Raw genomic sequence first — 22,272 nt, 5'->3', positions numbered from 1 at the left:
GCGCTCGATCGCGGGCAAGCCATGGGTATCTGCACATTTTTCAGTTCCGGTCAGATCACCCGTAGGAGCTGCCGCAGGCTGCGATCTTTTGGCGTCCGCAAGGGCCCGAAGATCAAAAGATCGCAGCCTGCGGCAGCTCCTACGGGAGATTTGGCGGTCATCAGAGATGTGTAGATACCGATGGCGCGATGGCGGTCGGTCAGGCGGTGAAGTTTCTGGGCAAGCTCGTCGGAGATTTCCCGCAGGTTGTAGCGGTGTTCATGAACTGGTGTGAAATGAGTTCCATCGATAGGCTTCAGGTGTCACTGCACATTCAGTGGCGGGGTGTAGGAACCCTTCAAAACTATGAGAGACGCGTAAGCGGCAGCTTCCATTTCTACTAGAGGCTTCAATATGAACACTTATAACCCCGATCCACCCTACGTCCCGCCAACCTCCCATCCCGCCAACCGCTACATGGCCCTCACCAGCAACTGCTCTGACATGCCCACCTTGTTCGTCGATACCCACGCGCCGCTCGATATCCTGCTCAGCGCAGCTGGTTATCGCATTCGTGCGGTGACTCAGGTGCTGGAGAACCTGGCTATGCGGGGGGAGATTGCCAGTGATTCGGTGATTTTGAATGATTTCGCGTTGCTGTGTGCGATTCCGCTGCGCGATGGCTGTGATCTGCTGGATGTGCTCGGGAGACGGTTGCCGGAGCCCGTTTCGGATTCAGTTAAATAGCGTGTTCGGTGCGGTCCGTCTTCTTCTCAATCCTGCGACATGCTTTTCACGAATCGCTCACATACGGGAGCGCAGATTGAGCTGACAAAAGGATTTGACCCCATCAAACAGAAAACCCGCCATGTGCGGGTTTTTTGTTTTTGATTGGTTTTTGTGGCGACTCATGCGGCTCCCACTGAAGCAAACCGACCAAAGCTCATCGCTTTGGCTAGGCAGATGCTCGACGCTCACTGACATGATCAAACTCCAAGAGAGGCGTCATCAGAAGTGAACTTCGGCGGACTTGATGCCAATGGCCCGAAGCTCATGGATCAGGTCATCCAGGTGTCCAAATGACTCGATTTCCTCGTTGTCATTGACCAGAAAATAGCTGCTTCCCGCGTCTTTTTTGAACAGGATGATCCACTCGTGCGTGTTGGCCGGGTTAACGATCACATGCGTGTCGAAGTGCATGCCTTCACCGTGTTTGGTTTTGACCTCTTCGCGTTTCATGCGGATCTCCGAGCGTGGACTCATTCTGTCCATGAACATGATTTTGGACCGTTTAGCAGTAGATTTTCAACGCACCTTCTGCGAGTTTTCGACCAATCACCTGACGGACATCATCGTCATGGGAACGGTGCAGCATAGAGGTTTGAACAAACGCTTGGGCAGCACCGCCGAACATCTCTTGCATCAAGCGCCGTGCAGTGTGCTGGCGATCAAACCGGGCGAGTTGTTGCAGTCATAAGTATTGAATCGTCCCTGGAGCGCCAGTGTGCGGTGCACCAAGGGGCGTTTTTTACAGCATGAGGCGGTAAATGACCTGGCGGGCATCGTCAGGATCGCTATGGGTTTCAAACCCCAAGAATTTTGCCAAATCACGCATGGGCGCATTGCTTGAGGCATCAATGGAATACATCTGATGAAAACCGTTTTTACGCCATTGACGACAGTCGAATCTGATCTGGATCAGATACTTGGTGCGGGTGCCATCAATTGCCCGGATTTGATGTAAATCAACTGCATTGGGGGGCAATGAGCGCAGTCTTGGAGCATGCCGGCGGGATAGACCGGTGCCGAGCCGAGGTGTGTGATGGGTCAATATCAACGTTTACTGCTGATCGCCGACCGAACCCTGCATCAATCTCCAGCCTTGCTGCGCGCGGTCGCCCTGGCCAAGGCGAGTGGGGCGGTCTTGCATGTATGTGCCTTTGTCGAGCCGGTGCCAATCGTTCATTTGTGGGATGAAAAAGTCGATGAGGCGGCTTTTCAGAGCTATCTGCGTCGCTATCGTCGCTGGATGTCGGAGGAAATCCAGCGGCTGAGCGGTGAGGGACTGAAAGTCTCGGTGGAAGTGCTCTTCACCACCCATCCGCTGCTGGATATCTTGAAGCATGTCGAGGAGTTCAAGCCTGACCTGCTGATCAAGGACGCCACGTTGGAGCCGGTGCTCAAACGGGTGTTTATCACGCCACTCGATTGCCATCTGCTGCGTGAGTGCCCGGTGCCTGTGCACTTGGTCAACCAGGCCCGTTACAGTTTGCCTCATCGGATCGTGGCAGCGGTGGACCCCTTCGACCCGCAGACCCAGATCAGTGGCCTCAACGACACTATCATCCAGACCGCGAACGCCCTTGCCGTGCAGTGCGATGCACCGCTGCATTTGCTGTACGCCTATGACCTGTCGCCTGCCTTCAATGGTGATGCTGCATTGGTCAACGAAGGATGGGGCGTGGATTTCATCGAGGAGCTGCGTGAGTCCCTGCATCTGGCCTTTGTGACCCTGGCTGACCGCTATGGTGTACCGCCTGAACGTCGGCACTTTGTCATGGGTCAGCCGGTTCGGGTATTGAGTGAGTTTGTCGAGGAGTACCTGGCCGATGTGGTGGTGATGGGTACTGTGCACCGGGTTGGGCTGGATCGGCTGATCGGCAGCACCACCGAACGAGCCCTTTATTCGGTGCCGGGAAGTATTCTGGCGGTCAGGTCACCCGGTTTGGCCGTCAGGGAGTGAGCACGATTGCACCTTTGACCTGGCTGTCTTCAGGTGCGTCAGCGCTTGATTGGCATCGTCAGAGAGGCGCTTCCCGGTGACAGCCTGCGATCAGATGCTTGAGCCCCTCCATATTCAGGACTTTGACGTTACGACCGGAGATTTCGACCAGTGCCTGATCGCGCAGATGGGCAATGCCTCGGCAGATGGTTTCCAGACGCAGCCCCAGGTAGGAACCGATCTCTTCGCGACGCATCTTCAGCACAAACTCCAGGGACGAATAACCGCGCAGGTTAAGCCGCTGCGACAGGTTCAGCAGAAAGGCCGCCAGGCGTTCGTCCGAGTTCATCTTGCCCATCATCATCAGCATGTCGTGATCACGCACTATTTCGCGGCTCAGGAGTTTGTTCAGGTTGTGCTGCAGCGAAGGCAGCTCATGGGCAAGCTTTTCCAGCTGGGTGAAATGGATGGGACACACTTCGCTGTCCTCAAGGGCGAAAGCATTACAGGCGTGCTGGTCTGCGCTGATGGCGTCCAGACCGAGCATCTCACCGGGTATTTGAAAGCCGGTCACCTGCTCGCGACCATCAATAGAAAGCACATTGGTCTTGAAAGAGCCTATGCGTACCGCGTAAAGCGAGCGCAATGGATCGCCCGTGCGATACAACGCAGCGCCTTTTTTAACTTTCATGCGCTGGACGATCAGGGTGTCCAGTCGCTCTACTTCCTGGCCGGTCAGGCCAATTGGCAGGCACAACTCCAGCACGCTGCAGTTGGAACAGGCAGCCTTGAGGTAATGAACGTGAAGTGGCCGAACCTCAGACGGTGACATGACGCACCCCTCTATGAATGTATCAAGCATAGGTGTTGAGAACCCGGGCAAGCTCTTAATGTGTAAACCGGGGGGAGGGTGTACGACAAACGGAGATGGCAAGGATTGATCCTTACGGAGGTGCCTGTGTCGGTTGCGGCGACGTCGAGGAGGAATTGAGGGGTATCAATGGAGGGAACTCTTCGGGAGTCAGTGTTTCCTTTTCCAGCAGCAGGTGGGCGCCGGCATCCAGGTCGGCCCGACGACTGTCGAGCAGCGTTTTGGCACGGCCATAGGCTTCATCCAGCAAGGCACGGATGCCCAGGTCGATTTCCCGTGAGGTTTGCTCCGAATAGTCCTTCTGGCCAAATCCGGCCATGTGCTCGCCCAAATAGGTAGGATTTTGCCGTTCCAATACCGACTGACCGAGTTCGGCACTCATGCCGAAACGGGTGATCAACTGCCGGGCGATGTCGGTCGCCCGGGCCAAATCGTCGGCGGCGCCTGTGGAGATCTGGCCATAGACAATGTACTCGGCAGCCCGGCCGGCCATCAGTACGGCTATTCGATCCTTGAGCATCTGACAACTGATCAGGAAGTGATCCTCGGTCGGTCGCTGCAAGGTATAACCCAGCGAGCCAATGGAACGGGGGATGATCGAGACTTTGTGTACCGGGTCCATCCCCGGCAAGGTGCCAGCGGCCAAGGCATGCCCCATTTCGTGATAGGCCACCACCAGGCGTTCATCAGGCCTTAGCAGGCTGCTCTTGCGTTCGACACCCGCGACGATGCGTTCCACCGCAGCCGTGAAGTCGTCGAGGTTGACGGTCTGGCCTCCCCGGCGGGTGGCAACGATGGCGGCTTCGTTGATCAGGTTCGCCAGGTCCGCACCGGTGAAGCCCGTGGTGATTTCGGCGATACGTTCGGAGTCGATGTCGGGCGCCACGGTGATTTTTTTCAGATGGACCTTGAGGATGGCCTGTCGGCCTTTTCGATCGGGGCGGTCGATCACCAGTTGACGGTCGAAGCGACCGGCCCGCAACAGCGCCGGATCAAGGATCTCTGGCCGATTGGTCGCCGCCAGCAGGACCACACCTTCACGCGGGTCGAAACCGTCCAGCTCGGCCAGAAGCTGGTTAAGGGTCTGCTCTTTTTCGTCGTTGCCACCCAACGCACCGACACCGCGCATTTTGCCCAAGGCGTCGAGTTCGTCGATGAAAATAATGCAAGGTGCCGCTTGCCGTGCCTGCTCAAACAAGTCGCGCACTCGAGCGGCACCGATACCGACGAACATTTCGACGAATGCGGAACCGGAAATCGAGAAAAACGGTACTCCGGCTTCACCGGCGATAGCCTTGGCGACCAGGGTCTTGCCGGTGCCAGGTGGGCCGACCAGCAGGGTGCCCTTGGGAATATGGGCCCCCAGACGTGCGTATTTGGCCTTGTCCTTCAGGAACGAGACAATTTCCACCAGTTCGGCCTTGGCTTCATCGATGCCGGCTACATCGGCGAAGGTGACGCCGGTATCACGCTCGACAAATACCTTGGCCTGTGACTTGCCGATATTCATCAGCCCGCCAATGCCCTGTTTTTCAGCCATGCTGCGAAACAGGAAATGCCAGAGCGCCATGATCATGGCAAAGGGCAGGAGCCAACCCAGCAGCCCGTTCAGCAGTGTGTTTTCGCTGACTCCGGTAAAGCCGACACCTGATGGAGCCAATTCAGCCGCCAGCGTGGGGTCGACCCGCACGGTGGTGAACAGGTCACGGCCGTCGATGGGCTCTTGCAGCTTGCCGCTGATCTGGTCCTTCTCGACCCGCAACTCGCTGACCTTATGCTCGTCCAACAGTTGCAAGAACTGACTGTAGGGGATGCTCTGCACAGCATGACGTTCAACAAAAAAAAAGCTGAGCGAGCGCAAGAACTATAAAGGTGATAGCGAAGTAGGAAAGATTCCACTGGTGATTCTTCTTCATGGCCTTGGCTCAGGGGGAAGACGGGCGTGGGCGGGCACCCTGCGCATCGGCTCAATCGTCCAGTGCTGAGGCTCAAGCCCTTTGGGCATCTGAATACGATTCTAGACGCCATCAGCTCGAGCGCCGGATTTACGCTGAACATCGAGCTGTCAGGCTCCGTAGCTCGCAACGGGCTGCAGGAGCCTGGTATCGACTTGCGGTTCTACGCTTGGGAGTCGGGCACTTTTTGGTCTTAGGCGCACAACAATGGTTTTTTGTGATTTTTATCAACCTCATCAAACGCCTGCCGCTCAGTATCGATACTCATCAGTGATGTTTTTCGTCGATCCGTTTACTGATGGAAAGCCAGCAAAGGAGTGCTGTTCATCAGACTCAACTGACAAAGCGTCTGCCGACGAGGTGTGTGATGTTCGAAATTAACCGTTTACTGCTGATCACCACGAGCGAAATGTCACGTACCCCCGCTTTTGATCGGGCGGAGTCCCTGGCGAAGGCGGCCGGTGCGATGTTACACATCGTCGCTTTCGATTACGTCGAAGCATTGGCCGTTGCTGGCCTGTTTGACCATCAGTCCATGGCGCAGGCACGCGAGGGGTACTTGCAGGTGCACCGTCACTGGCTCGAGCAGCAAGCACGGTTTGGGCAGTGCAAAGGCCTTGACGTGACCACTGAAGTGGTCTGGGCCAAACCGAGTATCGAGGAGGTGCTTGAGTACGTGAATGACTTTCGGGCGGACATCGTGATTAAGGATGTGCAGTGCGTATCGGCATTTAAACGGGTTTTCTACAGGCCGCTGGACTGGCTACTGCTACGTGACTGTCCGGCCCCGTTGCACCTGGTGACCGATGCGAAAAATCCGCTGCCCTCGAAAATACTGGCGGCTATTGATCTTTCCCATCTTGAAGAGCTGACGCAGGGTCTTAATGTCCAGATCCTCGACATTGCTTCGACGCTGGCCCTGTCCTGTGGTGCGAAGTTGCACTTGCTCAATGTCAGCGGCTGGACCATGGCGGGTGACCTTGGCGTGAACCTGCAAAACCTGACTATGGAAGAAAGCTTGAGAGACGCTGTCAACGACGCCCAGGAAGAGGCCTTTGATACGCTCGGCGAACGCTACGGGGTAACACAGGTACGACGGCATCGAGTGACCGGTACTCCCCACACAATGATCGAGCGCTTCGCGGCGAATAATGCATTCGACATGATTGTGATGGGCACCGTGCACTATCGGGGCGTTAACGTATTCATCGGCAGTACCGCCGAGAACACCCTGAACCGGGCTCCCTGCAGTCTGATGATCGTCAAGCCGCTGTCTTGATGGGGCATAGCGGTGGCGGAATACCGTGACAGCGTTTAGTCCCGTCCTGATAACGCGGGCCACCTGCAGGTACCCGTTGTCAATAGAGCAAGTTCTCCTGCCGTAGTCGCGCGAAGCGTTCAAGCGCCGCTGCGTCGAGCGCTTGCGCTGCGTCAGGCGTCACGCCGTCGCTGATCGCTTGCCACACGGTTTGCGAGCCGATTGAGTCGCGGGTCGCCGCAAGATCTAACGTGCCCGGATAGAGCGCATGCAGTGTGGCGAGCAGTGCCAACCCCAGGTTTGCTACGGGACGTCCCTCAGGCACCGGGGCGCGAGTAATGCTCACGCCATGACAGAGCTGACCGTGCCAGGTTGATTCGGTGGGCACGAAGTCGATCGGCTCGAAATGCGCGCCGAGGTCGAGGGCATTCAGCGCGTGTGCGAGCCGGGTCGCGTTGATCCAAGGTGCGCCGATCCACTCGAACGGATGCGCTGTGCCGCGTCCCACGCTCAGTTTTGCGCCCTCAAGCAAACCGACATCCGGGTAGAGGTCGAGCTGGGGCAGGGTGCGCAGGTTTGGCGAGAGCGGCACCCAACCGAGACCGGTGTCGGTGAAGGTCATCGCGCGCCGGTATCCCTGCATTGGCACAACACGCAGATCGGCGCCAATGTGCTTGTTGCGGTTGAACAGACTCGCCAGTTCGCCGACCGTCATGCCGGGCTGCAGCGGCGCCGGGAAATAGCCGGTGAACGATTCGCGGCGGCTGTCCAGCACCGGTCCGCCGAATCGCTGCGCACCCAGCGGATCAGGCCGGTCCAGCACGAACAGCGGAATGCGCCGCGCCGCTGCGGCCTCGAGTGCGTAGCCAAGCGTCGTTTCGTAGGTGAAAAAGCGCACGCCGGCATCCTGAATGTCGAAGATCAGCGCATCCAGTCCAGAGAGCGAGCCGGCCGGAAAGCGCCGCGCCGCGCCGTAGAGGCTGTGTACGGTGAGGCCCGTCGCCGTGTCGAGGGTGTCGCCGACTCGCTCGTCCATATCGATATTCAGCCCATGTTCCGGCGAGAACAGCGCTGCCAGCGTGACGTCTGGCGCGTGCGCGAGTACGTCGATGGTGCGCCGGCCCTCGGCGTCGAAGCCGCTGCGATTGGTGATCAAGCCCACGCGCTTGCCGGCGAGCGGCGCAAACCGCTGTGCCTCGAGCACGTCAATGCCGGTCTGTACCGGGCCCGTCGAGGTCGGCAGGCGATCGGCGGCACTCAGTGCCGGCAACGTCGATGGCAGCAACCGGCCGATTTGCGCGACGCTCGCAGGCGGGGCCCGGCTTGCCAGCAGCGCGAGCAACTGCGCACGCAGCGGGCGGGCGTCACCGCGGTCGTCCGGGTACACACGGTTGGTCAGGATAACGATGAATTGGCGTGTCAGCGGATCGATCCACAGGCCTGTGCCGGTGTATCCGGTGTGGCCGATCATGCCAATCGGCGGCAGACGGTCATGGTTCGACGCGAACGGTGCGGCCAGATCCCAGCCGAGTCCGCGCCACGGCGCCGTCGCGAGCGGCGAGGCGGCACTCGTGAGCGCGGCGATGCTCGCTGGCCGCAGAATCTGCACGCCGCCAGCGCGCCCCTCGTTGAGCATCATCTGCGCGAAGCGGGCGAGGTCATCCGCGGTGGAAAACAACCCGGCGTTGCCGGAGACACCGCCCATCCATTCGGCCGTCGGATCGTGCACGCGGCCGCGGCGGATGCCGGCCTTGTTCGCGAGTGTCGGCGCACTGCGGGCCGCTCGCCCGGGGTCCGGCACAAAGACTGTGTCACGCATACCGAGCGGGCCGAAAATCTGAGCCTGGCAATACGCGTCGAGAGTGCGGTGCGTGATGCGCTCGACCAGTTCGCCAAGCACCACGAAATTCAGGTCACTGTAAATGACACGCTCACCTGGCGCGCTACGCAAACGCTGCGCCGCGATGGCGCTCAACACGCCTTCGCGGTCCGGATGCAGTGGTCGCACAGGCAGGTCTGGCAGCAGCCCGGAGGTGTGCGCCAGCAGATCACGCACCGTTACCGCGTCTTTGCCGAATGCCGCAAAGGCCGGCCAATACTCTGCAACGTGTGCGTTCAGGTCGATGCGGCCGGCTTCGGCCAGTTGCATAATCGCCGTGGTGGTCGCGATGACCTTGGTCAGCGACGCGAGATCGAACTCGGTACTCAGCGTCATCGGTTCGGGCTCGGGCGTTGTCGCGCGTTGCCCGAAGGCCTGACGATAGAGCACGTGCGTGGCGTCCCCGATCAGGACGACGGCACCTGGAACGCGTCCGGCGCTGATCTGCCCCTCGACGATCTGTGCGGCTTGCAGGCGCGCCGCCGCATCGAAATCGGCGGCTCCCGCGATCTGCGCCGCCGCTATTCCAACCAGCATCGCCCAGCATTGCAGCGCACCGATCAACGGTGCGGTAAATCGGCGGCGTCGTAGTGATTGCGTGGGTTCCATAACATCCATCCATCGGTGCCGGCTGCATCGGCGGCGTTGACCTGCGCACTGATCGCCGCTGCGTCAAACAGGCGACGATCGAACGCATAGTCGCGAAAGGCCTGCAGCCACGGACGAAAACGCACGCCCGGCAGACGGGTGCGCTTCATCGCCTCCGTCAGGGAGCGCCTGACGATCTGGCCGGGATCGGTGACCGGGTCGGTCAAGCCCGGGAGCCCCCAGGTAAAACCGGACGGGTAGAGCATCGGCGAAATATAGTCGAGCGGCTCGCCGAGCAATTCGATTTGTTGGCCGATCGCGGTATCGTCCAGATTCCAGCAAACGTAGCCGAAGATGTCCGCGGAGACGAATACATTGTAGGGCGCGAGCCGTGTGCGTGCGGCCTGCAGGAGGCCGACGATCGCCGCAGTCCGGTTGCGCCGGGTATTGGAGAGGACAAAGTGAAGCCCGCTCTTGTCAGGAAAGCGCACATAGTCGAACTGGACCTCGTCGAAGCCCATCCGCGCCGCCTCCTCGGCAATATCGAGATTGTGCTGCCGTACGGCGTACGAAAACGGATCCATCCATTGCAGGTTCTCGCCATCACGCCACGGCTCGCCTTCGGTGGTGTGCACGCTCCACTCCGGATGCGCGGCGGCGAGCGGGTCGTCCTTGAACACCACGATGCGTGCGATCAGATACAGGTGTTGCGCATGCAGCTCGGCCAGTAGCGCCGGAAAGTCCTGTGCCTGTGGGGCGTGCACTGTCACGTGTGCTGCCGCGCCGATCGCCTCGCGCGCCGCGCTGCGATACGGCGTCAGGCCGCGGTCGCCCTTGACGTCGATCACCAGTGCATTGATCAAGGTGTTTGCGGCAAGGCTGACGGCACTATTGCGCAGCGCCTTGCTGGTCACGCCGAACACCGACAGGTAGAGCGCTTTCGGGCGAAACGGGGTCAACGCGAGCGTCACGGGCGTATCGCCGGACACCTTGGCTTCGGCGCGCAGATACCCAGGGGCGCGGGCCGCGATGCTCTTGACCGCCTCGGCAATCTCGAACCGCCCGCGTTCGTCGGTGCGCATCACGCCAGCCGATGTCGTGATGATTGCGTCGGCGAGCGGATTTTGCGTACTCGAGTCGAGCACGACGCCAGTGATGCCCTGGGCGGCTTGCTCGGTCAGCAGGGCAATGACGGCGGTGAGCAGCGTCGGGAGCGCATAGCGCCTCACTGCGCGGATGAAGCTCATCGTGCGCTCCCCGTTGCGGGTATCGGCGGGGTGTTCGGTTCGCCGAGCAGGTGCGCGAATGCGCTGGCGCCGTAGGCATCGGTCATCAGAAAGCGCGGCAGCGCGAGCAGCCGTGCATGCCGGTCCGCCTTGTGCGCGTCCAGTGTGAAGGCAACGATGTAACCCCCGTCGGAGGCGAGTGTGATCAACTCGTCGTCGTAGATCCCGAACGGCCACGCGAGCATGTCGATATGCGTACCGGTTTGCGCCTCTAGACGTCGACGGGACTTGTCGAGTTGCATGCGGACAAATTGCTGGAAATCCGCTGGTGTACGGTGTCTGCGCTCGACCTTGAAATTGGGATGCCAGTACGTGTGCGACTGGATGTCAAAGAGCCCGGTCTGTTGCAGGCTACTCAATTGCTCCCAGGTCAGCGCATAGGAGGCGTTCGAGATCGCCGATGGATAGATGAACAGCGTGACCGGAAATCGCTCGCGCAGCACGATGGGCAGCAGCTTTTCGTATACCGAACGATGCCCGTCGTCGACGGTGATCGCTACCGGTTTCTGCGGTAACGTCGCATTTGGATCCTGCAACCAATCGACCACTTCACGCAGCGGCACGATGTGGTAGCCATGCTCGTGCAGGACACGTAACTGGGTTTCGAAGGTGCTCATGCGCACGGTCATCGAGTCGTCCAGTGTCTGCGAAAAACGGTGGTAAACGAGGATCGTGACGCGCTGTTCGGCGCTCTGCGCGGCTGCGTCCGCGCCCAAGGCCAGCCGGCAGATGCACACCAGCATGGCGCACACCAGAAGCCGAATCGAACCATTCATATAAGCAACCCACCGTACGGACGCTCAGAGGGATCCGGTCCGAACACTTGGATTAATCATAGTGCAGGGACTGTGTTGCCGATGGCGGTGACTTGATATAAATCAAGACCAGGGAGACTTCATGGGAGAACGCTGACTCGCCTTGCCCCGTGGCGGTGTTCCGGTGGCGTATGAGGTCGCCACAGCCCTGGAGGTTCGCCGATGGCCGCGATCCACGCTGTGCGTCTGCAAGCGCCATCGCGCATCGTCGTTGCCGTGCCCGTGGCACCGCTTGAGACGGTCGAGGCGCTGCGCAGCGAAGTGGATGAGCTGGTTTGCCCGCTGATTCCCGAGTGGCTGATGTCGATCGGCTATTGGTACATGAACTTCGCCCAGACTTCGGACGAGGAGGTCATCGATCTTTTGCATCGAGCCTGGCAAAGAGATTCCGGTACGGGTATTGCCCCTCAGGAGGATTCCGATGCTTGAGTCTCACTAGCATTCTGGAAGTCACGATCACAAAGCCTGCAGTAACCTTGTTCAGCACCGTCGTGCTGTTTGCTTCCGGCAAAGCCGCGCCGATGGTCGGTGGAATGGTCACGGCGCCGTTGCTTTCGTTGTTTGTCATCCCGGCGGCTTATCGGTTGATGCGCCGCCGAAATCTTTCAGGCACTTGATTCACATTGAACTTGAGGAGGCGGCGAGATACACCCTGTGCCGACTATCAAGCCAGTCCAGAACTGATTCGACACGCGTGCTCTCATCCATGGCACTCGCCAAGGGCTGCATCTCGATGGCGATCTTCGGGCGAGATCCATTCAGGTCAGCCAGTTCAGTGAGCCACGGGTAGTTTTGAATGTTATTGATTACAAACTGGTGACTTTTAGGTGCTTGAGCTTCGCCCACCTGAGTGACCAATGTGCTGTCTGTTTTCTCTGATTTGATTTTGTCAGTCGAGTAGGCGGCGCAATCTTTATTCAGAATCTCCAGCATTTTCGCCAACGGCGCGGTAATCATGAGGATCTTTGCAAGCCCACGACTCTCTTGAAGACAACGCTTGGCAGCAAAGGCATGAAGTTGGGTTGAAAGCCGGCGGACGGGGTGTGCCAGGGTTCGCTTCTTTTCCAGAACGTTAATGATGTCACCCACGCTGACACCACCGGCCTGCAAGCCACGAACCTTTTCCAGCTCGGGAGTTTTCACCAAGCGCAGGGGAGAGCGAAAAATCCCCATGTGTGTGGTTATCGGGATGTCCGGATGTGTTGTAACAGTCATGCACATCTCGATGTTGGCAAAGGACTTGGCAGTGGGGGCGCTCTTGATTGATCCAAACGTGGCGATGGCCACCCAGACCTGGCTGCGAGGTGTTCTTTCAAAACAATCCAACGCATCCATAAATCCTTTTACGGCCTGTTGGTAGCCATACACGGCGACACCAGAGAAAAGGTTGGAGGCGATGAATCGCATGAGCTTTGCGTAATTTCTCCAAAAATCCATATTTTCGGCAGTAAGACTGATGAACTTGAACGAGATAGGCGAGACTTTCGGCAATGGCAAAATAGGTGCCAGTGGTGTGGTCAACGGTGTGGCGCAAAGGCTGGACGGTGTAGGGCCTGGATAGGGTATGACCTGGCCGCGACAAAATGGGCAAAGTGGAACGGACGCAGCTTCTTCTTCGAATACTTTTACGCAAGGCAGGCATTGATAAAGTCCCATGAAGGTCCTTCTCCGATAAAGGTCTGCTGCGGCCCACTGGTCTGGATCGTTGGTGGGGGGCGATCAGAACAACAGTGTAGTTAAAGATCGTGTAGGTGGGCGACCCGTCTGAAACCTTCATTGGTTTCTGTTCTTGCGCTTGATCCGGTATCTCGCAGCGACGAACGGCCCTGGGCTATGACTTCAGCTCCTATGTCGCCAGAGAGGGGGCGAGATGCTTGACTCCAACAACGTTGTCGACGGCGAGACCTCCGAGCCAAAGCGTCCTTGGTAAAAAGCCGTATGCCATGCGAAGTTCGACCGTCTCGAGTGGAAGTGGGGCGTGCGAATGCTACCAGCCGCGTCCGCCAGCTTAGCACTCAGCTTTACTTTCCCTTGATACACATGCCGCTTCAGGTAGAGATAGCACTTGCTGGATAATCTTCTAGACCTCGCGACAATTATGGTCATGCCACGCACGATCCGAGCACGCTTTGATCGAGGACGGCGAGGTGCTGGTGGTGGGCTGAGCATATTTGCAGTTAGGGGGCGAGGTCTTCTGCGATGTGTCGCAGCAGCGGAGCATCAAGTCTCGCCGACTTGGAGGAGGGGCGAACCTGTCATCCGAAAAGGCCGCAAAGTCCGTTCAACGTTGTTGGCAGCGGCGTTTTCTCGTTTCGTTTCAATGAGGCAGCTTTGACAGTCCAATGAAACGACGAAATTAATATAACTAAACTAAACAAGCATTTAGTTCAGTTATAACTATATAGCATCAAAAGAGTAGGGTAGCTCATCCTTGAACGCTATCTTCCAAAAATGGACGACATCGCTCAAGGTGAGAAAATCAGCATCTGCCAATAAAGGAAAAAACATCAATCGGCATGGAGCTCCTGCTCAAAAGCTTCATCTCATTGCCTGATCAGAACCAAGGGACATCTGGCGAAACTTACAAGCTTGATCCGGCAGCGCTTGCCAAGGCTCACCAGCAGCTGCTGAGCATCGGCAAAACTAACCGCAAGAATCCTGACAAGCATGATTTGCTGACTTCGCTGCAGCTTGGCCTTGGACAGCCAAGAAGATTGCTTTGAGAGATACCGCAATGTATTCACCAACAGCCGGTATCCGTATGAGTCCGACAGCGCGAAATTCTCTGACCCGATTCTGATGAGAATGCTGCGGTGGACGTTGGCCAACGTGGTTGGATATCACAAAGAGCGCGGATCGCAGGATGCATTCATTCTGAGTTACATCGCCAAGCAGCAAGCTGGACCAGGTGATGCGTAAGAGGCAGTGCCTGCCTTCAAATCTGACCACTCGAGCCCCCCACGTAAGAATACGAAGGTACGCATAATGTATATTATGTTAAATCATGTGTCTGAATGGAACTTTTCCATTGTCATGTCCAATATCACTAACCTCCGGTGACGTTTGCACAGAACCCCGTTTCTCGAAAATTCAGCACCTTGAACATCCATGCTCATCCCGTTAGCGGCCAAGAGGGTACGGGTCGTCTTCGACGCTGTAACTTACGAGTGTTAGCAATTCGAACTGAATGCCATCCGCCTTCAGGGCAGTCGCAGCCGTGCGCATTTCCTCATCGAGCCGACTGCCTTTCTCCATGACAGCCAAAATAGCCCGATCCGGTCTAAGTCGCTTTGCAAGGTGAACGAAGTCTTCAATATGCGCCGCCCGTAGACTGCGCCACGCCGACTTCACCTCGCAGAGGATGGATTCGCCATCAACGATAGCAAGCTGATCCGCCTCCACATCCGAATTTCTGGAGTCCAGCGAGTAGCCAAAGCAAGTCGGCCCCAGATACATGAACGACGAACGCGCTCGATCACACAGAGCTGACAGGAGCCAAACGAGTGGCAAAACACTATGGGAGCGAAGGCTTTCAATGAGGAATTCGTTCGGTCGAAAATACCAGGGAATCCCGACGGGCAACTCAGTTTCAGTTCGACAAACATCACACACGAGAGACGGCGACAACGCCTGAAAATCAGTCCAATTCCGATGCTGACAGGTGTCGCAGCTCCAAGGGTATCCTTGAAAGAGCATCCGACGTGTCCTCATTTCGGCGAGCCGATCATCAATCGCCTACTGCTCCATCGCATCCCAATCTATCCCGTCCTCTTCAATATCCGATTTAGGTAATGGGTGTTCCGCCCAAGACCGCTCTCTGTGTACTTTCCAACACTTTCGTAAATAGTCGAGTGAGACGTGCATTCGAGGGACTTTGATTGACTGCGCGGCTTTCACGATCAGCGCAGCGAGGGTTTCACGTTCACTTTCCAGCTGAAGATCGAATACCGGTCGTCCTTTCGCACGCTTAGCAAGCGCGTTCGCAGTAGCTTTGACGTCTGCATCCGCAAGGTTGGGTGCACCACCTAAACTAGCAACCTGTCGTCTATAGATACTAGACGAAAAGCATTCCCCCTCTATGATTAACCGTATCAGCGGCTATATTAACCCTGATAACCGACAATTCTAAGGCAATGCGGAATTAGACCCTTTTCATTGAAAATCTGATATGGAAATCAACGATGCTAGACGGTACCAAACTCTCCCTATTTACTCAAAATAGCTATCGATTTTCGACTTCTGATGAAGGTCGACCTACCTCACTATACTTTGAAGACAATCTTGGCAACCAAGGACGATGGCGCAGAGGACACCACCAAGGTGAGCTGCTTTGCTATCAAGGTCAATCTCTACGTTTATTCATTGAGCCGGAAGCGGTGGAGAGTTATCTGTTCGGCTTAGAGGCTCACAATATTCGACTACCTAAACAGCAGCAGCCACGATTCGGTAATCGTGCATATGGTGATTATCTGGTTTTGCAACGCGGCGTTATCGTTCGAGGTATATCGCTCGCTCCGATTCAAGGGTGGCATGTGCTAGAGCTGTGTTCACCGGATTATTACGCCCGCCATGGCTCATCTGGGACAGTTGAACTAAATGATCACACAGCACCAGCAGCAAACTACGCAACGATTCCTAATATTCAGAATACCGTTGATTGGACTCTGTAGGCCAACTGAACATTGAACGCCGAGCCCCCAAGGTAGATCACAAGTGCCTTGTGCGCATTATGACGCTTGCGCTGCTCATGGCCCCCGAGTGAACTGGTCGACCTCCCCACTGTGGATGACGCGAGTCACTCCAGTAGATAAATCAGCCGAGGCTCAATTGAAGTCGCAGAGACCTCAAGCAGAGCCAACGTTACCGGCAGCTTGAAGCGTCGTCGCCCTGCACTGCCGGGATTGAGGTAAAGCTGCTCACCACGCCATTCTATGCATGGCTTGTGGGAGTGGCCGGTGATCACCAGCTTTATGCCAGGATCGAGTACGACCGGGATATCGGCAAAGTCATGCACCAACAGCGCCTGCCATCCGTTGACGTCGAAACGTAGTAGATCAGGGAAATTTTCTGCCCATGCTTCGTCTTGGTCATTGTTGCCGCGTACGACGTGCAGAGGAGCGATAGTCGCCAGTTGATCAAGAATCTCCGGGCTACCAATGTCACCCGCGTGAATGATCTGCTCACAGCCCATCAGTGCATCAAGAGCTTCAGGGCGAAGCAAACCATGGGTATCGGAAATTACGCCAACCTTCATGCAATCTCCAGAACAGGCTCAGGAATTTGACTGCAGTGTAATGGGGTGAGCGCCTTCGATGTGCAGGGTCTTCGTTACAGGCTGTTTTGCGCCAAAAGCTGCCTCTCAGTAGAGAGAAGTCGGCTCCTGACATCTACCTTTACTCACTGCTTCCCATCCACTCATTTGATCGATCAACGGCTGTTTTGAACAGTTGCCATTCTGTACTGCGGCAGTTATTGCAACTCGAATCGTCGGTAATCATTGTTCGTAGAATGACCCGACCGCTGCGAATGATGATCAGGTGCTGGATGCGACCTAGAGGTCGCACTATCAGTTGTTTGCAAGCTGAGCCACTTCGCCGGATGACACGAGAGCCTTCAGTGACGCATCGAACTGCTTCAGCGCGTTCAATTGCAGCTCGGTTTGCTGGTTGATCTGCGCGGCGATCTCTGGAGCCGCTTTGCCATGAACCCAGACCGAAGGCATTTGTTGTTCACGCGAGCCTTCGGCCTTGCCGATGTATTGCAGGTTCGAATCGTAAAACTTGGCCATGAATCGCGCTTCAACCTGGTTGTTGCGCTTCGACACCAGACGGCTGTAAGTGTCCAGCATCACCACCACGTCAGGATGGGCTTGCACCAGCGCGTCGAGGTTGTCGTATACCGTTACCGAGGCGAATTCTTTCTGTAACGAACCCATGAGCCAGTTGATCGCGAGTTTCGGATCGGAGCTGTTGACGAACGCGTTGCTGATGCGCGAGTCGAGCGCAGGGTTCTTCGCGCCGTTCAGCGCTACCGAATGGTACTGCTCCAGGTATTCGAGGGTGTTGACGGTGTTTTCGCTGTAGAGCACACCCACCGATTGAGCGTGCTGCAGGCCGATGGTGCTGTCGACCACTGGTAAAAAGTGGCAGGACTGTTCGGCCGCGTAGGCCGGCGCTGTGGCCGCAACGCTACCGGTCAAAATGGCGACAAGTGCCAGCAAGGTAGAAATTCTCATCGCACAGTTCCTTCAGAAGCGCCTTTGGTATAGCGCCATCCTCCTCCTTTGCCGGCAAAACAGAACGTGCATTCCTTGATGGTAACTATCGACCGAACGAATGGTGGGAAGCCTATGAGCTACAGTTGTGATGAGCGTGGGCAGGCTATACCTCACATGTCGGTATCGTCTGTCATCAAATGCCAAGTCACTGACGCTCAATGAAAAGCAGTCGTTTTGCAGGTGACGATACTGGCTTGCTAATCGAAGTCGGTCAGTTAATTGAAAACCCACTTACGCATTACATCGGATACCTCTCCTCCCCCATGGGTGTATGTGGGGCTGCTGTCAGATACATCTCAGTAAAAAAACAAAGAGAGAACAGCATGAAGTTCAGTCTTGTTGATAACGGCAACCCGAGTCGCCGGCGCGTTCTACGCGATGCCTTCGTCCTGGCTTTGGCAGCTTCGCCATTGGCAAACCTTGCCAAGGCAGCCGACGAAACACCGGAAGAAGTGACCTTTGCTGCCGGCCCACGGCCGCTGGTGCAATACCCGCAAAAACGACCGTTAACCCTGGTGACCACCCGCCCGCCGCACCTTGAGACCCCATTCCCGGTCTTCAACGAAGGGCCCATCACGCCGAATGACGCCTTTTTCGTGCGTTACCACCTGGCCAATATCCCTACCAGCATCGATCCGGACAGCTACCGTCTGACGATCAAGGGCTCGGTCAACACGCCGCTGTCACTTTCCCTTGCAGAACTCAAGACTCTGGCCGAACCGGTAGAAGTGGTGGCCGTCAATCAGTGTTCGGGTAACAGCCGTGGCTTCTCGATGCCGCGCGTGTTCGGCGCTCAGCTGGGTAATGGTTCAATGGGTAATGCCCGCTGGGTGGGGGTACCGCTCAAGGCGGTATTGGAAAAGGCGGGAGTGAAAGCCGACGCCAGGCAAGTGACATTCCGAGGGCTCGATAAGCCAGTGCTGCCGAGCACGCCGGAGTACATCAAAGCTCTGGACATCAGCCACGCCATGGACGGCGAGCCCATGATCGCCTGGTCGATGAATGGTACCGACCTGCCATTCCTCAACGGTTATCCGATACGTCTAGTGGTGCCAGGCTATTTCGGTACGTACTGGGTCAAGCACCTGAGTGAGATCGAAGTCGTCGACCATACCTACGACGGTTTCTTCATGGCTAAAGGTTACCGCGTCCCGGACAACGATTGTTTCTGCATCGCCCCCGGCACCACTGCGGTGCAAACGTTGCCGATTTCCAGGTTGCCGGTACGTAGCTTCATCACCAGCGTCAAACACGGCGATGTGTTGCCGCTGAAAAAAAACGTGGTGCTCAAGGGCATTGCGTTTGACGGCGGCGTTGGGGTCAACAAGGTGGAAGTGTCGATCGACGGCGGAAAAAGTTGGCGCGAAGCCAAGCTTGGGCAGGATCTTGGCCGTTTCTCCTTCCGTGAGTGGACGCTGCCGATCACCTTTACCAGCAAGGGCGCCACACAGTTGATGGTGCGAGCCAGCAACAGTGCGGGCGAGACGCAGCCGCTGCGAGCCGACTGGAACCCCGGTGGCTACCGCCGCCATGTCGTAGAAACCAGCCACGTGACCGTCGCCTGAGGGGGCCCCGCATGAAACGCATGACCACTTTGCTGTGCGCGGCTCAGGTTTGTTTGGCTACCATGGCTAGCGCAGCGCCATTATCGATCACGTTGCCCCCCGAAACGGCTGTGTTCAAACCCAGTGCTCTGCCCGGCTACCCATTGGCTCAACAGAAGTGCTCCACCTGCCATTCTGCCGACTACATCAACTTCCAACCTCCCGGCATGAGCCTGGCGCAGTGGACTGGGGAAGCGAGCAAGATGCAGCACGTGTATGGGGCTCCGATCAGCGATCAGGATGTGAGCATCATCGGCGCCTACCTTGCGGTGACCTACGGGAGTGCCCATGCGAGCGATGCCGATGTGCAGGCTGCCTCGAACCCGTCGGCAGGCCAGACCCCGGCGGCGCCTGTAGCCAAAGTCGACGCCATGGCCTTGCTGCAGAGCAACTCCTGTCTGACCTGCCACGCGATCGATCATAAGGTCGTAGGCCCGGCCTATCACGATGTGGCTGCCAGGTATGCCAATGACCCGCAGGCACTGGCCAAGGTAACCTCCAGCATTCAGCACGGCGGTACCGGCAAATGGGGGGATATCCCGATGCCGCCTTTCACGCAGTTAAGCCCGGGCGATCTGCAAACTCTGGCGACTTTCGTACTGCATCAATGAGTTCATTTGTTGAAAAGGTGCTTAAGCCAACAGGTTTCAGTTCACTCGATTGCGCCCGCTGCGCTTGGCTCGATAGAGCGCATCATCGGCACGAGTCAGAAGGCTTTCCACATTGTCACAAGCTTTGGCGAGGGCGACACCAAAGGATGCAGTTACCGTGTCGAGCACCTCATCCGTGCCACGAGCCTTGATCCGCAGCGCCTGAATTTTCAGGCGTAGCTGCTCAGCGAAAGTCTGAGCACTGGTGAGATCAACACACTCCTGCAGGACTACACAGAACTCTTCACCACCATAGCGCGCCGCCAGAGCCTGAGGTGGGAGTGAGTTCCGTAACACCTGACCAACATGCTCAAGGACGCGGTCGCCCAAAGGATGGCCATACTGGTCATTGAACTGCTTGAAATGATCGATATCCAGCATGACCAGTGCCACCCCCTTGGCGTTGATCAGCGCACGCTCCAGCGAGCGGGTGAAGGTGGCACGGTTCAACACCTTAGTCAGACCATCCAATGATGCGGCTAGTTGGGCTCGCTCAAGCTTGTCTCTCAAACTTTTGATTTCATTTTGCGCAGAGTGCAGTTGGGAGAGGAAAAGCTCTTGCTGATCCCGCATGACCTGAGTGCTCTGTTGCAGCTCACTCAGAATGGCGGGCAACCTCTTGTCGACCGGCTCCGCGAGCATTTCCATACAGTGCCCAAGACTGGCTTGAAAGTTGACGCTGCCATTCACGCTACGCGAGATATCACGCTCCATGTCGTCAACCAGATTGATCGCTTGTTGTTGCCCTGCGCGAGCATCCTCCAGTTCGTCACGAATGATGTAGTCGCGAAAAAGCTTCATCGCGGATTCTGGAGGGAAACTGTCGAAGTCTTTGACCACCCTGTCCAGATGGCGATTGAGCTCTGGTTCCTGACCTTTGCTGTAGGTGTACCAGAGCGCATAGTGCACGGGATTAGGTGGAATGTTGTGACGCACCATCAGTGGTACGGCCTGCTTCAGCAGAGCCGCCGCTTCGCGGGAGTTCTCTGGATACAGCGCTAGGGCAGTCGCACGCGTCTCTGATTGGCTCATAACGTCACTGTGGTTGGATTTTATTGGCATATATGAAGTCGCGGCAGCATATCCTTACGTACACCACGCGGCCATACATAATGTATGCCTACTGCCTGTTGAGATGGGTGGTTGTGGGCGATCTTGATGGTTTCATATCGCCTTGGCGTGCCTGGGTAAGGCGATAGAAATCACTGCGGCCAATAGGACAAAAGCGCTGGAAACCCATAGGCAAGCGACCAGCCCATAGGCTTGGAACACCCATCCTGACAATACCGTCCCGATCAACCGCCCCATGGCGTTGGACATGTAATAGAACCCCACATCCAGGGACACGCCGTCTTCTTTGGCGTAAGACACAATCAGGTAGCTGTGCAGTGATGAGTTCACGGCGAACAGTACGCCAAACAGCATTAGTCCACCCAACAAGACGACATGGGCCGACAGATCAGTGTTCAAACCGATGGCGATAGCGGCGGGCAGAACGGCCAGCGACAGAGCCCAAACGAAGGCTGCGCGACCATCGGGGACTTCTCCGCGTTCCTTGCCGGTAATCGAGGGCGCCAAGGACTGCACGATGCCGTAGCCGATCACCCAGGCGGCGAGAAAACCGCCGACCTGCCAAAAGTCCCATCCAAACGCAGTGCTCAGGTATACCGGCAGAGCCACCACGAACCAGACATCGCGTGCCCCGAAGAGAAACATACGCGCCGCAGAAAGGATGTTGATTGCCCGGCTCTTGGAGAGAATGTCGCGAAACTTTGGTTTGGCCTTTGCCTTGCCCAAATCCTTCTTGAGCAGAAACAGACTGCCTATCCAGATCACGCCCAGCATTGCCGCCATGGCCACAACCGCACTCTTGAAACCCAACAACGCGAGCAGCGCTCCCCCGAGGAAAAAGCCCACGCCCTTGAGTGCATTCTTGGAGCCGGTGAGGATGGCCACCCATTTGTACAGCGTGCCTTGCTGACTCTCCGACACCAACAACTTGATCGAACTCTTGGCGCTCATCTTGTTGAGGTCTTTGGCGATACCCGACAGCGCTTGAGCGCCCATTACCCAGGGAATGGTCAGCCATGCCGATGGCACCGCCAGCATCAACAAGGCAATGACCTGTAACGCCAGGCCGACATTCATGGTTCGGTTCAAGCCCAACCAGGCACCGAGATAGCCCCCTAGCAGGTTGGTGATGACACCGAAGATTTCGTAGAACAGGAAAAGAAACGCAATCTGCAAAGGCGAGTAGCCCAACGCATGGAAGTGCAGCACCACCAACATGCGCAGTGCGCCGTCCGTGAGGGTAAATGCCCAGTAGTTACCGGTCACCAGCAGGTACTGGCGCACATCCTGGGAAAGGGCTGACAACGCCTTCATGCT

The 22,272-nt window shown here is 57.0% G+C and carries 19 protein-coding genes and 4 pseudogenes; 10 read left to right on the top strand and 13 right to left on the bottom strand.

All coding sequences use genetic code 11. The features are described 5' to 3' along the window. Positions 1–393 precede the first annotated feature (393 nt). Positions 394–726 carry a hypothetical protein gene (locus BK659_RS08750; protein ID WP_123424672.1) on the top strand — a complete coding sequence of 111 codons (333 nt, stop codon included), beginning with the start codon at positions 394–396 and terminating at the stop codon, positions 724–726. Positions 727–987: 261 nt separating this feature from the next. On the opposite strand, the gene BK659_RS08745 is transcribed toward BK659_RS08750, so the two are convergent. Next, positions 988–1,218, bottom strand: coding sequence for a hypothetical protein (locus BK659_RS08745; RefSeq protein ID WP_123424671.1), 231 nt, complete (start codon positions 1,216–1,218; stop codon positions 988–990). 79 nt (positions 1,219–1,297) lie between these two features. On the opposite strand from BK659_RS08745, the pseudogene BK659_RS27920 reads away from it, so the two are divergent. Then, positions 1,298–1,456, top strand: a pseudogene (locus BK659_RS27920) (universal stress protein); the annotation flags it as partial. Positions 1,457–1,507: 51 nt separating this feature from the next. Here BK659_RS27920 and BK659_RS08735 read toward each other — a convergent pair. After that, positions 1,508–1,648, bottom strand: a pseudogene (locus tag BK659_RS08735) (GNAT family N-acetyltransferase); the annotation flags it as partial. A 153-nt stretch (positions 1,649–1,801) separates the two neighbouring features. Between BK659_RS08735 and BK659_RS08730 the strand changes: the two are divergent. After that, a complete protein-coding gene (locus BK659_RS08730) occupies positions 1,802–2,722 on the top strand; it encodes a universal stress protein (RefSeq protein ID WP_123424670.1) in 921 nt (306 codons plus the stop codon). 58 nt (positions 2,723–2,780) lie between these two features. Here BK659_RS08730 and fnr read toward each other — a convergent pair whose 3' ends face one another. Both fnr and ftsH read right to left on the bottom strand, forming a co-directional pair. Then, positions 2,781–3,533 carry a fumarate/nitrate reduction transcriptional regulator Fnr gene (fnr, locus tag BK659_RS08725; RefSeq protein ID WP_123424669.1) on the bottom strand — a complete coding sequence of 251 codons (753 nt, stop codon included), beginning with the start codon at positions 3,531–3,533 and terminating at the stop codon, positions 2,781–2,783. Between the two features lie 112 nt (positions 3,534–3,645). Continuing rightward, positions 3,646–5,488, bottom strand: a pseudogene (ftsH, locus tag BK659_RS08720) (ATP-dependent zinc metalloprotease FtsH). Positions 5,489–5,894: 406 nt separating this feature from the next. Between ftsH and BK659_RS08715 the strand changes: the two are divergent. Beyond that, the gene (locus BK659_RS08715; protein ID WP_123424668.1) at positions 5,895–6,806 is read left to right on the top strand and encodes a universal stress protein; all 912 of its coding nucleotides are present in this window, start codon (positions 5,895–5,897) and stop codon (positions 6,804–6,806) included. A 79-nt stretch (positions 6,807–6,885) separates the two neighbouring features. On the opposite strand, the gene BK659_RS08710 is transcribed toward BK659_RS08715, so the two are convergent. From BK659_RS08710 to BK659_RS08700, 3 genes are read right to left on the bottom strand one after another with little or no spacing between them, the layout of a single operon-like run. Beyond that, positions 6,886–9,273: a serine hydrolase gene (locus BK659_RS08710; RefSeq protein ID WP_259740226.1), complete on the bottom strand. Its 2,388-nt coding sequence runs from the start codon at positions 9,271–9,273 to the stop codon at positions 6,886–6,888. Then, positions 9,225–10,499: a putative glycoside hydrolase gene (locus tag BK659_RS08705; RefSeq protein WP_123424667.1), complete on the bottom strand. Its 1,275-nt coding sequence runs from the start codon at positions 10,497–10,499 to the stop codon at positions 9,225–9,227. Before BK659_RS08705 ends, BK659_RS08710 begins: the two co-directional genes overlap by 49 nt. Then, complete coding sequence (locus BK659_RS08700; protein ID WP_123424666.1) at positions 10,496–11,314, bottom strand: polysaccharide deacetylase family protein; 819 nt, start codon at positions 11,312–11,314, stop codon at positions 10,496–10,498. The genes BK659_RS08705 and BK659_RS08700 overlap by 4 nt, the downstream gene beginning before the upstream one ends. Before the next feature lie 189 nt (positions 11,315–11,503). On the opposite strand from BK659_RS08700, the pseudogene BK659_RS08695 reads away from it, so the two are divergent. Together BK659_RS08695 and BK659_RS08690 are read left to right on the top strand one after the other, a co-directional pair. Further along, positions 11,504–11,782 (top strand): annotated as a pseudogene (locus BK659_RS08695) (phosphoribosyltransferase); the annotation flags it as partial. Beyond that, positions 11,779–11,970 (top strand): hypothetical protein, encoded by a 192-nt coding sequence (locus BK659_RS08690; protein WP_123424665.1) that lies wholly within the window; start codon positions 11,779–11,781, stop codon positions 11,968–11,970. The pseudogene BK659_RS08695 and the gene BK659_RS08690, both read left to right, overlap by 4 nt. A 1-nt stretch (position 11,971) precedes the next feature. On the opposite strand, the gene BK659_RS08685 is transcribed toward BK659_RS08690, so the two are convergent. Continuing rightward, positions 11,972–13,009, bottom strand: a complete 1,038-nt coding sequence (locus BK659_RS08685) for a hypothetical protein (RefSeq protein WP_148050426.1) — start codon at positions 13,007–13,009, stop codon at positions 11,972–11,974. Between the two features lie 860 nt (positions 13,010–13,869). On the opposite strand from BK659_RS08685, the gene BK659_RS27915 reads away from it, so the two are divergent. Beyond that, positions 13,870–14,076 carry a hypothetical protein gene (locus BK659_RS27915; RefSeq protein WP_259740225.1) on the top strand — a complete coding sequence of 69 codons (207 nt, stop codon included), beginning with the start codon at positions 13,870–13,872 and terminating at the stop codon, positions 14,074–14,076. Between the two features lie 397 nt (positions 14,077–14,473). On the opposite strand, the gene BK659_RS27625 is transcribed toward BK659_RS27915, so the two are convergent. Beyond that, positions 14,474–15,049 (bottom strand): hypothetical protein, encoded by a 576-nt coding sequence (locus tag BK659_RS27625; protein ID WP_148050425.1) that lies wholly within the window; start codon positions 15,047–15,049, stop codon positions 14,474–14,476. A 485-nt stretch (positions 15,050–15,534) separates the two neighbouring features. Here BK659_RS27625 and BK659_RS27620 point away from each other — a divergent pair, with 485 nt between their 5' ends. After that, positions 15,535–16,023, top strand: a complete 489-nt coding sequence (locus BK659_RS27620; RefSeq protein ID WP_148050424.1) for a hypothetical protein — start codon at positions 15,535–15,537, stop codon at positions 16,021–16,023. Between the two features lie 125 nt (positions 16,024–16,148). On the opposite strand, the gene BK659_RS08670 is transcribed toward BK659_RS27620, so the two are convergent. Next, a complete protein-coding gene (locus tag BK659_RS08670) occupies positions 16,149–16,607 on the bottom strand; it encodes a metallophosphoesterase family protein (protein WP_123424662.1) in 459 nt (152 codons plus the stop codon). A gap of 312 nt (positions 16,608–16,919) precedes the next feature. Then, positions 16,920–17,588, bottom strand: coding sequence for an ATPase (locus BK659_RS08665; RefSeq protein WP_123424661.1), 669 nt, complete (start codon positions 17,586–17,588; stop codon positions 16,920–16,922). Positions 17,589–17,953: 365 nt separating this feature from the next. Here BK659_RS08665 and sorA point away from each other — a divergent pair, with 365 nt between their 5' ends. After that, the gene (gene sorA, locus BK659_RS08660; protein ID WP_123424660.1) at positions 17,954–19,195 is read left to right on the top strand and encodes a SorA family sulfite dehydrogenase catalytic subunit; all 1,242 of its coding nucleotides are present in this window, start codon (positions 17,954–17,956) and stop codon (positions 19,193–19,195) included. A gap of 11 nt (positions 19,196–19,206) precedes the next feature. After that, complete coding sequence (gene sorB, locus BK659_RS08655) at positions 19,207–19,845, top strand: SorB family sulfite dehydrogenase c-type cytochrome subunit (RefSeq protein ID WP_123424659.1); 639 nt, start codon at positions 19,207–19,209, stop codon at positions 19,843–19,845. A 36-nt stretch (positions 19,846–19,881) separates the two neighbouring features. Here the strand turns inward: sorB and BK659_RS08650 are convergent, their stop codons facing one another. Further along, a complete protein-coding gene (locus tag BK659_RS08650) occupies positions 19,882–20,916 on the bottom strand; it encodes a GGDEF domain-containing protein (RefSeq protein ID WP_185015297.1) in 1,035 nt (344 codons plus the stop codon). A 132-nt stretch (positions 20,917–21,048) separates the two neighbouring features. Beyond that, positions 21,049–22,269: an organoarsenical effux MFS transporter ArsJ gene (gene arsJ, locus BK659_RS08645; RefSeq protein WP_123424657.1), complete on the bottom strand. Its 1,221-nt coding sequence runs from the start codon at positions 22,267–22,269 to the stop codon at positions 21,049–21,051. Between the last annotated feature and the right edge of the window lie 3 nt (positions 22,270–22,272).

It is taken from the genome of Pseudomonas brassicacearum (assembly GCF_003732225.1).
In the GTDB taxonomy this organism is placed as follows: domain Bacteria; phylum Pseudomonadota; class Gammaproteobacteria; order Pseudomonadales; family Pseudomonadaceae; genus Aquipseudomonas; species Aquipseudomonas brassicacearum_E.
Note: the sequence above shows the minus strand (reverse complement) of the source record. Positions and strands in the feature narration are given on the sequence as shown.

Excerpts from the sequence above, each read along its gene's own strand:
- BK659_RS08750 (WP_123424672.1), top strand. The coding sequence starts at position 394 with ATGAACACTTATAACCCCGATCCACCCTACGTCCCGCCAACCTCCCAT.
- BK659_RS08745 (WP_123424671.1), bottom strand. The coding sequence starts at position 1,218 with ATGAAACGCGAAGAGGTCAAAACCAAACACGGTGAAGGCATGCACTTC.
- BK659_RS08730 (WP_123424670.1), top strand. The coding sequence starts at position 1,802 with ATGGGTCAATATCAACGTTTACTGCTGATCGCCGACCGAACCCTGCAT.
- fnr (WP_123424669.1), bottom strand. The coding sequence starts at position 3,533 with ATGTCACCGTCTGAGGTTCGGCCACTTCACGTTCATTACCTCAAGGCT.
- BK659_RS08715 (WP_123424668.1), top strand. The coding sequence starts at position 5,895 with ATGTTCGAAATTAACCGTTTACTGCTGATCACCACGAGCGAAATGTCA.
- BK659_RS08710 (WP_259740226.1), bottom strand. The coding sequence starts at position 9,273 with ATGGAACCCACGCAATCACTACGACGCCGCCGATTTACCGCACCGTTG.
- BK659_RS08705 (WP_123424667.1), bottom strand. The coding sequence starts at position 10,499 with ATGAGCTTCATCCGCGCAGTGAGGCGCTATGCGCTCCCGACGCTGCTC.
- BK659_RS08700 (WP_123424666.1), bottom strand. The coding sequence starts at position 11,314 with ATGAATGGTTCGATTCGGCTTCTGGTGTGCGCCATGCTGGTGTGCATC.
- BK659_RS08685 (WP_148050426.1), bottom strand. The coding sequence starts at position 13,009 with ATGGGACTTTATCAATGCCTGCCTTGCGTAAAAGTATTCGAAGAAGAA.
- BK659_RS27915 (WP_259740225.1), top strand. The coding sequence starts at position 13,870 with ATGGAGCTCCTGCTCAAAAGCTTCATCTCATTGCCTGATCAGAACCAA.
- BK659_RS27625 (WP_148050425.1), bottom strand. The coding sequence starts at position 15,049 with ATGCTCTTTCAAGGATACCCTTGGAGCTGCGACACCTGTCAGCATCGG.
- BK659_RS27620 (WP_148050424.1), top strand. The coding sequence starts at position 15,535 with ATGCTAGACGGTACCAAACTCTCCCTATTTACTCAAAATAGCTATCGA.
- BK659_RS08670 (WP_123424662.1), bottom strand. The coding sequence starts at position 16,607 with ATGAAGGTTGGCGTAATTTCCGATACCCATGGTTTGCTTCGCCCTGAA.
- BK659_RS08665 (WP_123424661.1), bottom strand. The coding sequence starts at position 17,588 with ATGAGAATTTCTACCTTGCTGGCACTTGTCGCCATTTTGACCGGTAGC.
- sorA (WP_123424660.1), top strand. The coding sequence starts at position 17,954 with ATGAAGTTCAGTCTTGTTGATAACGGCAACCCGAGTCGCCGGCGCGTT.
- sorB (WP_123424659.1), top strand. The coding sequence starts at position 19,207 with ATGAAACGCATGACCACTTTGCTGTGCGCGGCTCAGGTTTGTTTGGCT.
- BK659_RS08650 (WP_185015297.1), bottom strand. The coding sequence starts at position 20,916 with ATGAGCCAATCAGAGACGCGTGCGACTGCCCTAGCGCTGTATCCAGAG.
- arsJ (WP_123424657.1), bottom strand. The coding sequence starts at position 22,269 with ATGAAGGCGTTGTCAGCCCTTTCCCAGGATGTGCGCCAGTACCTGCTG.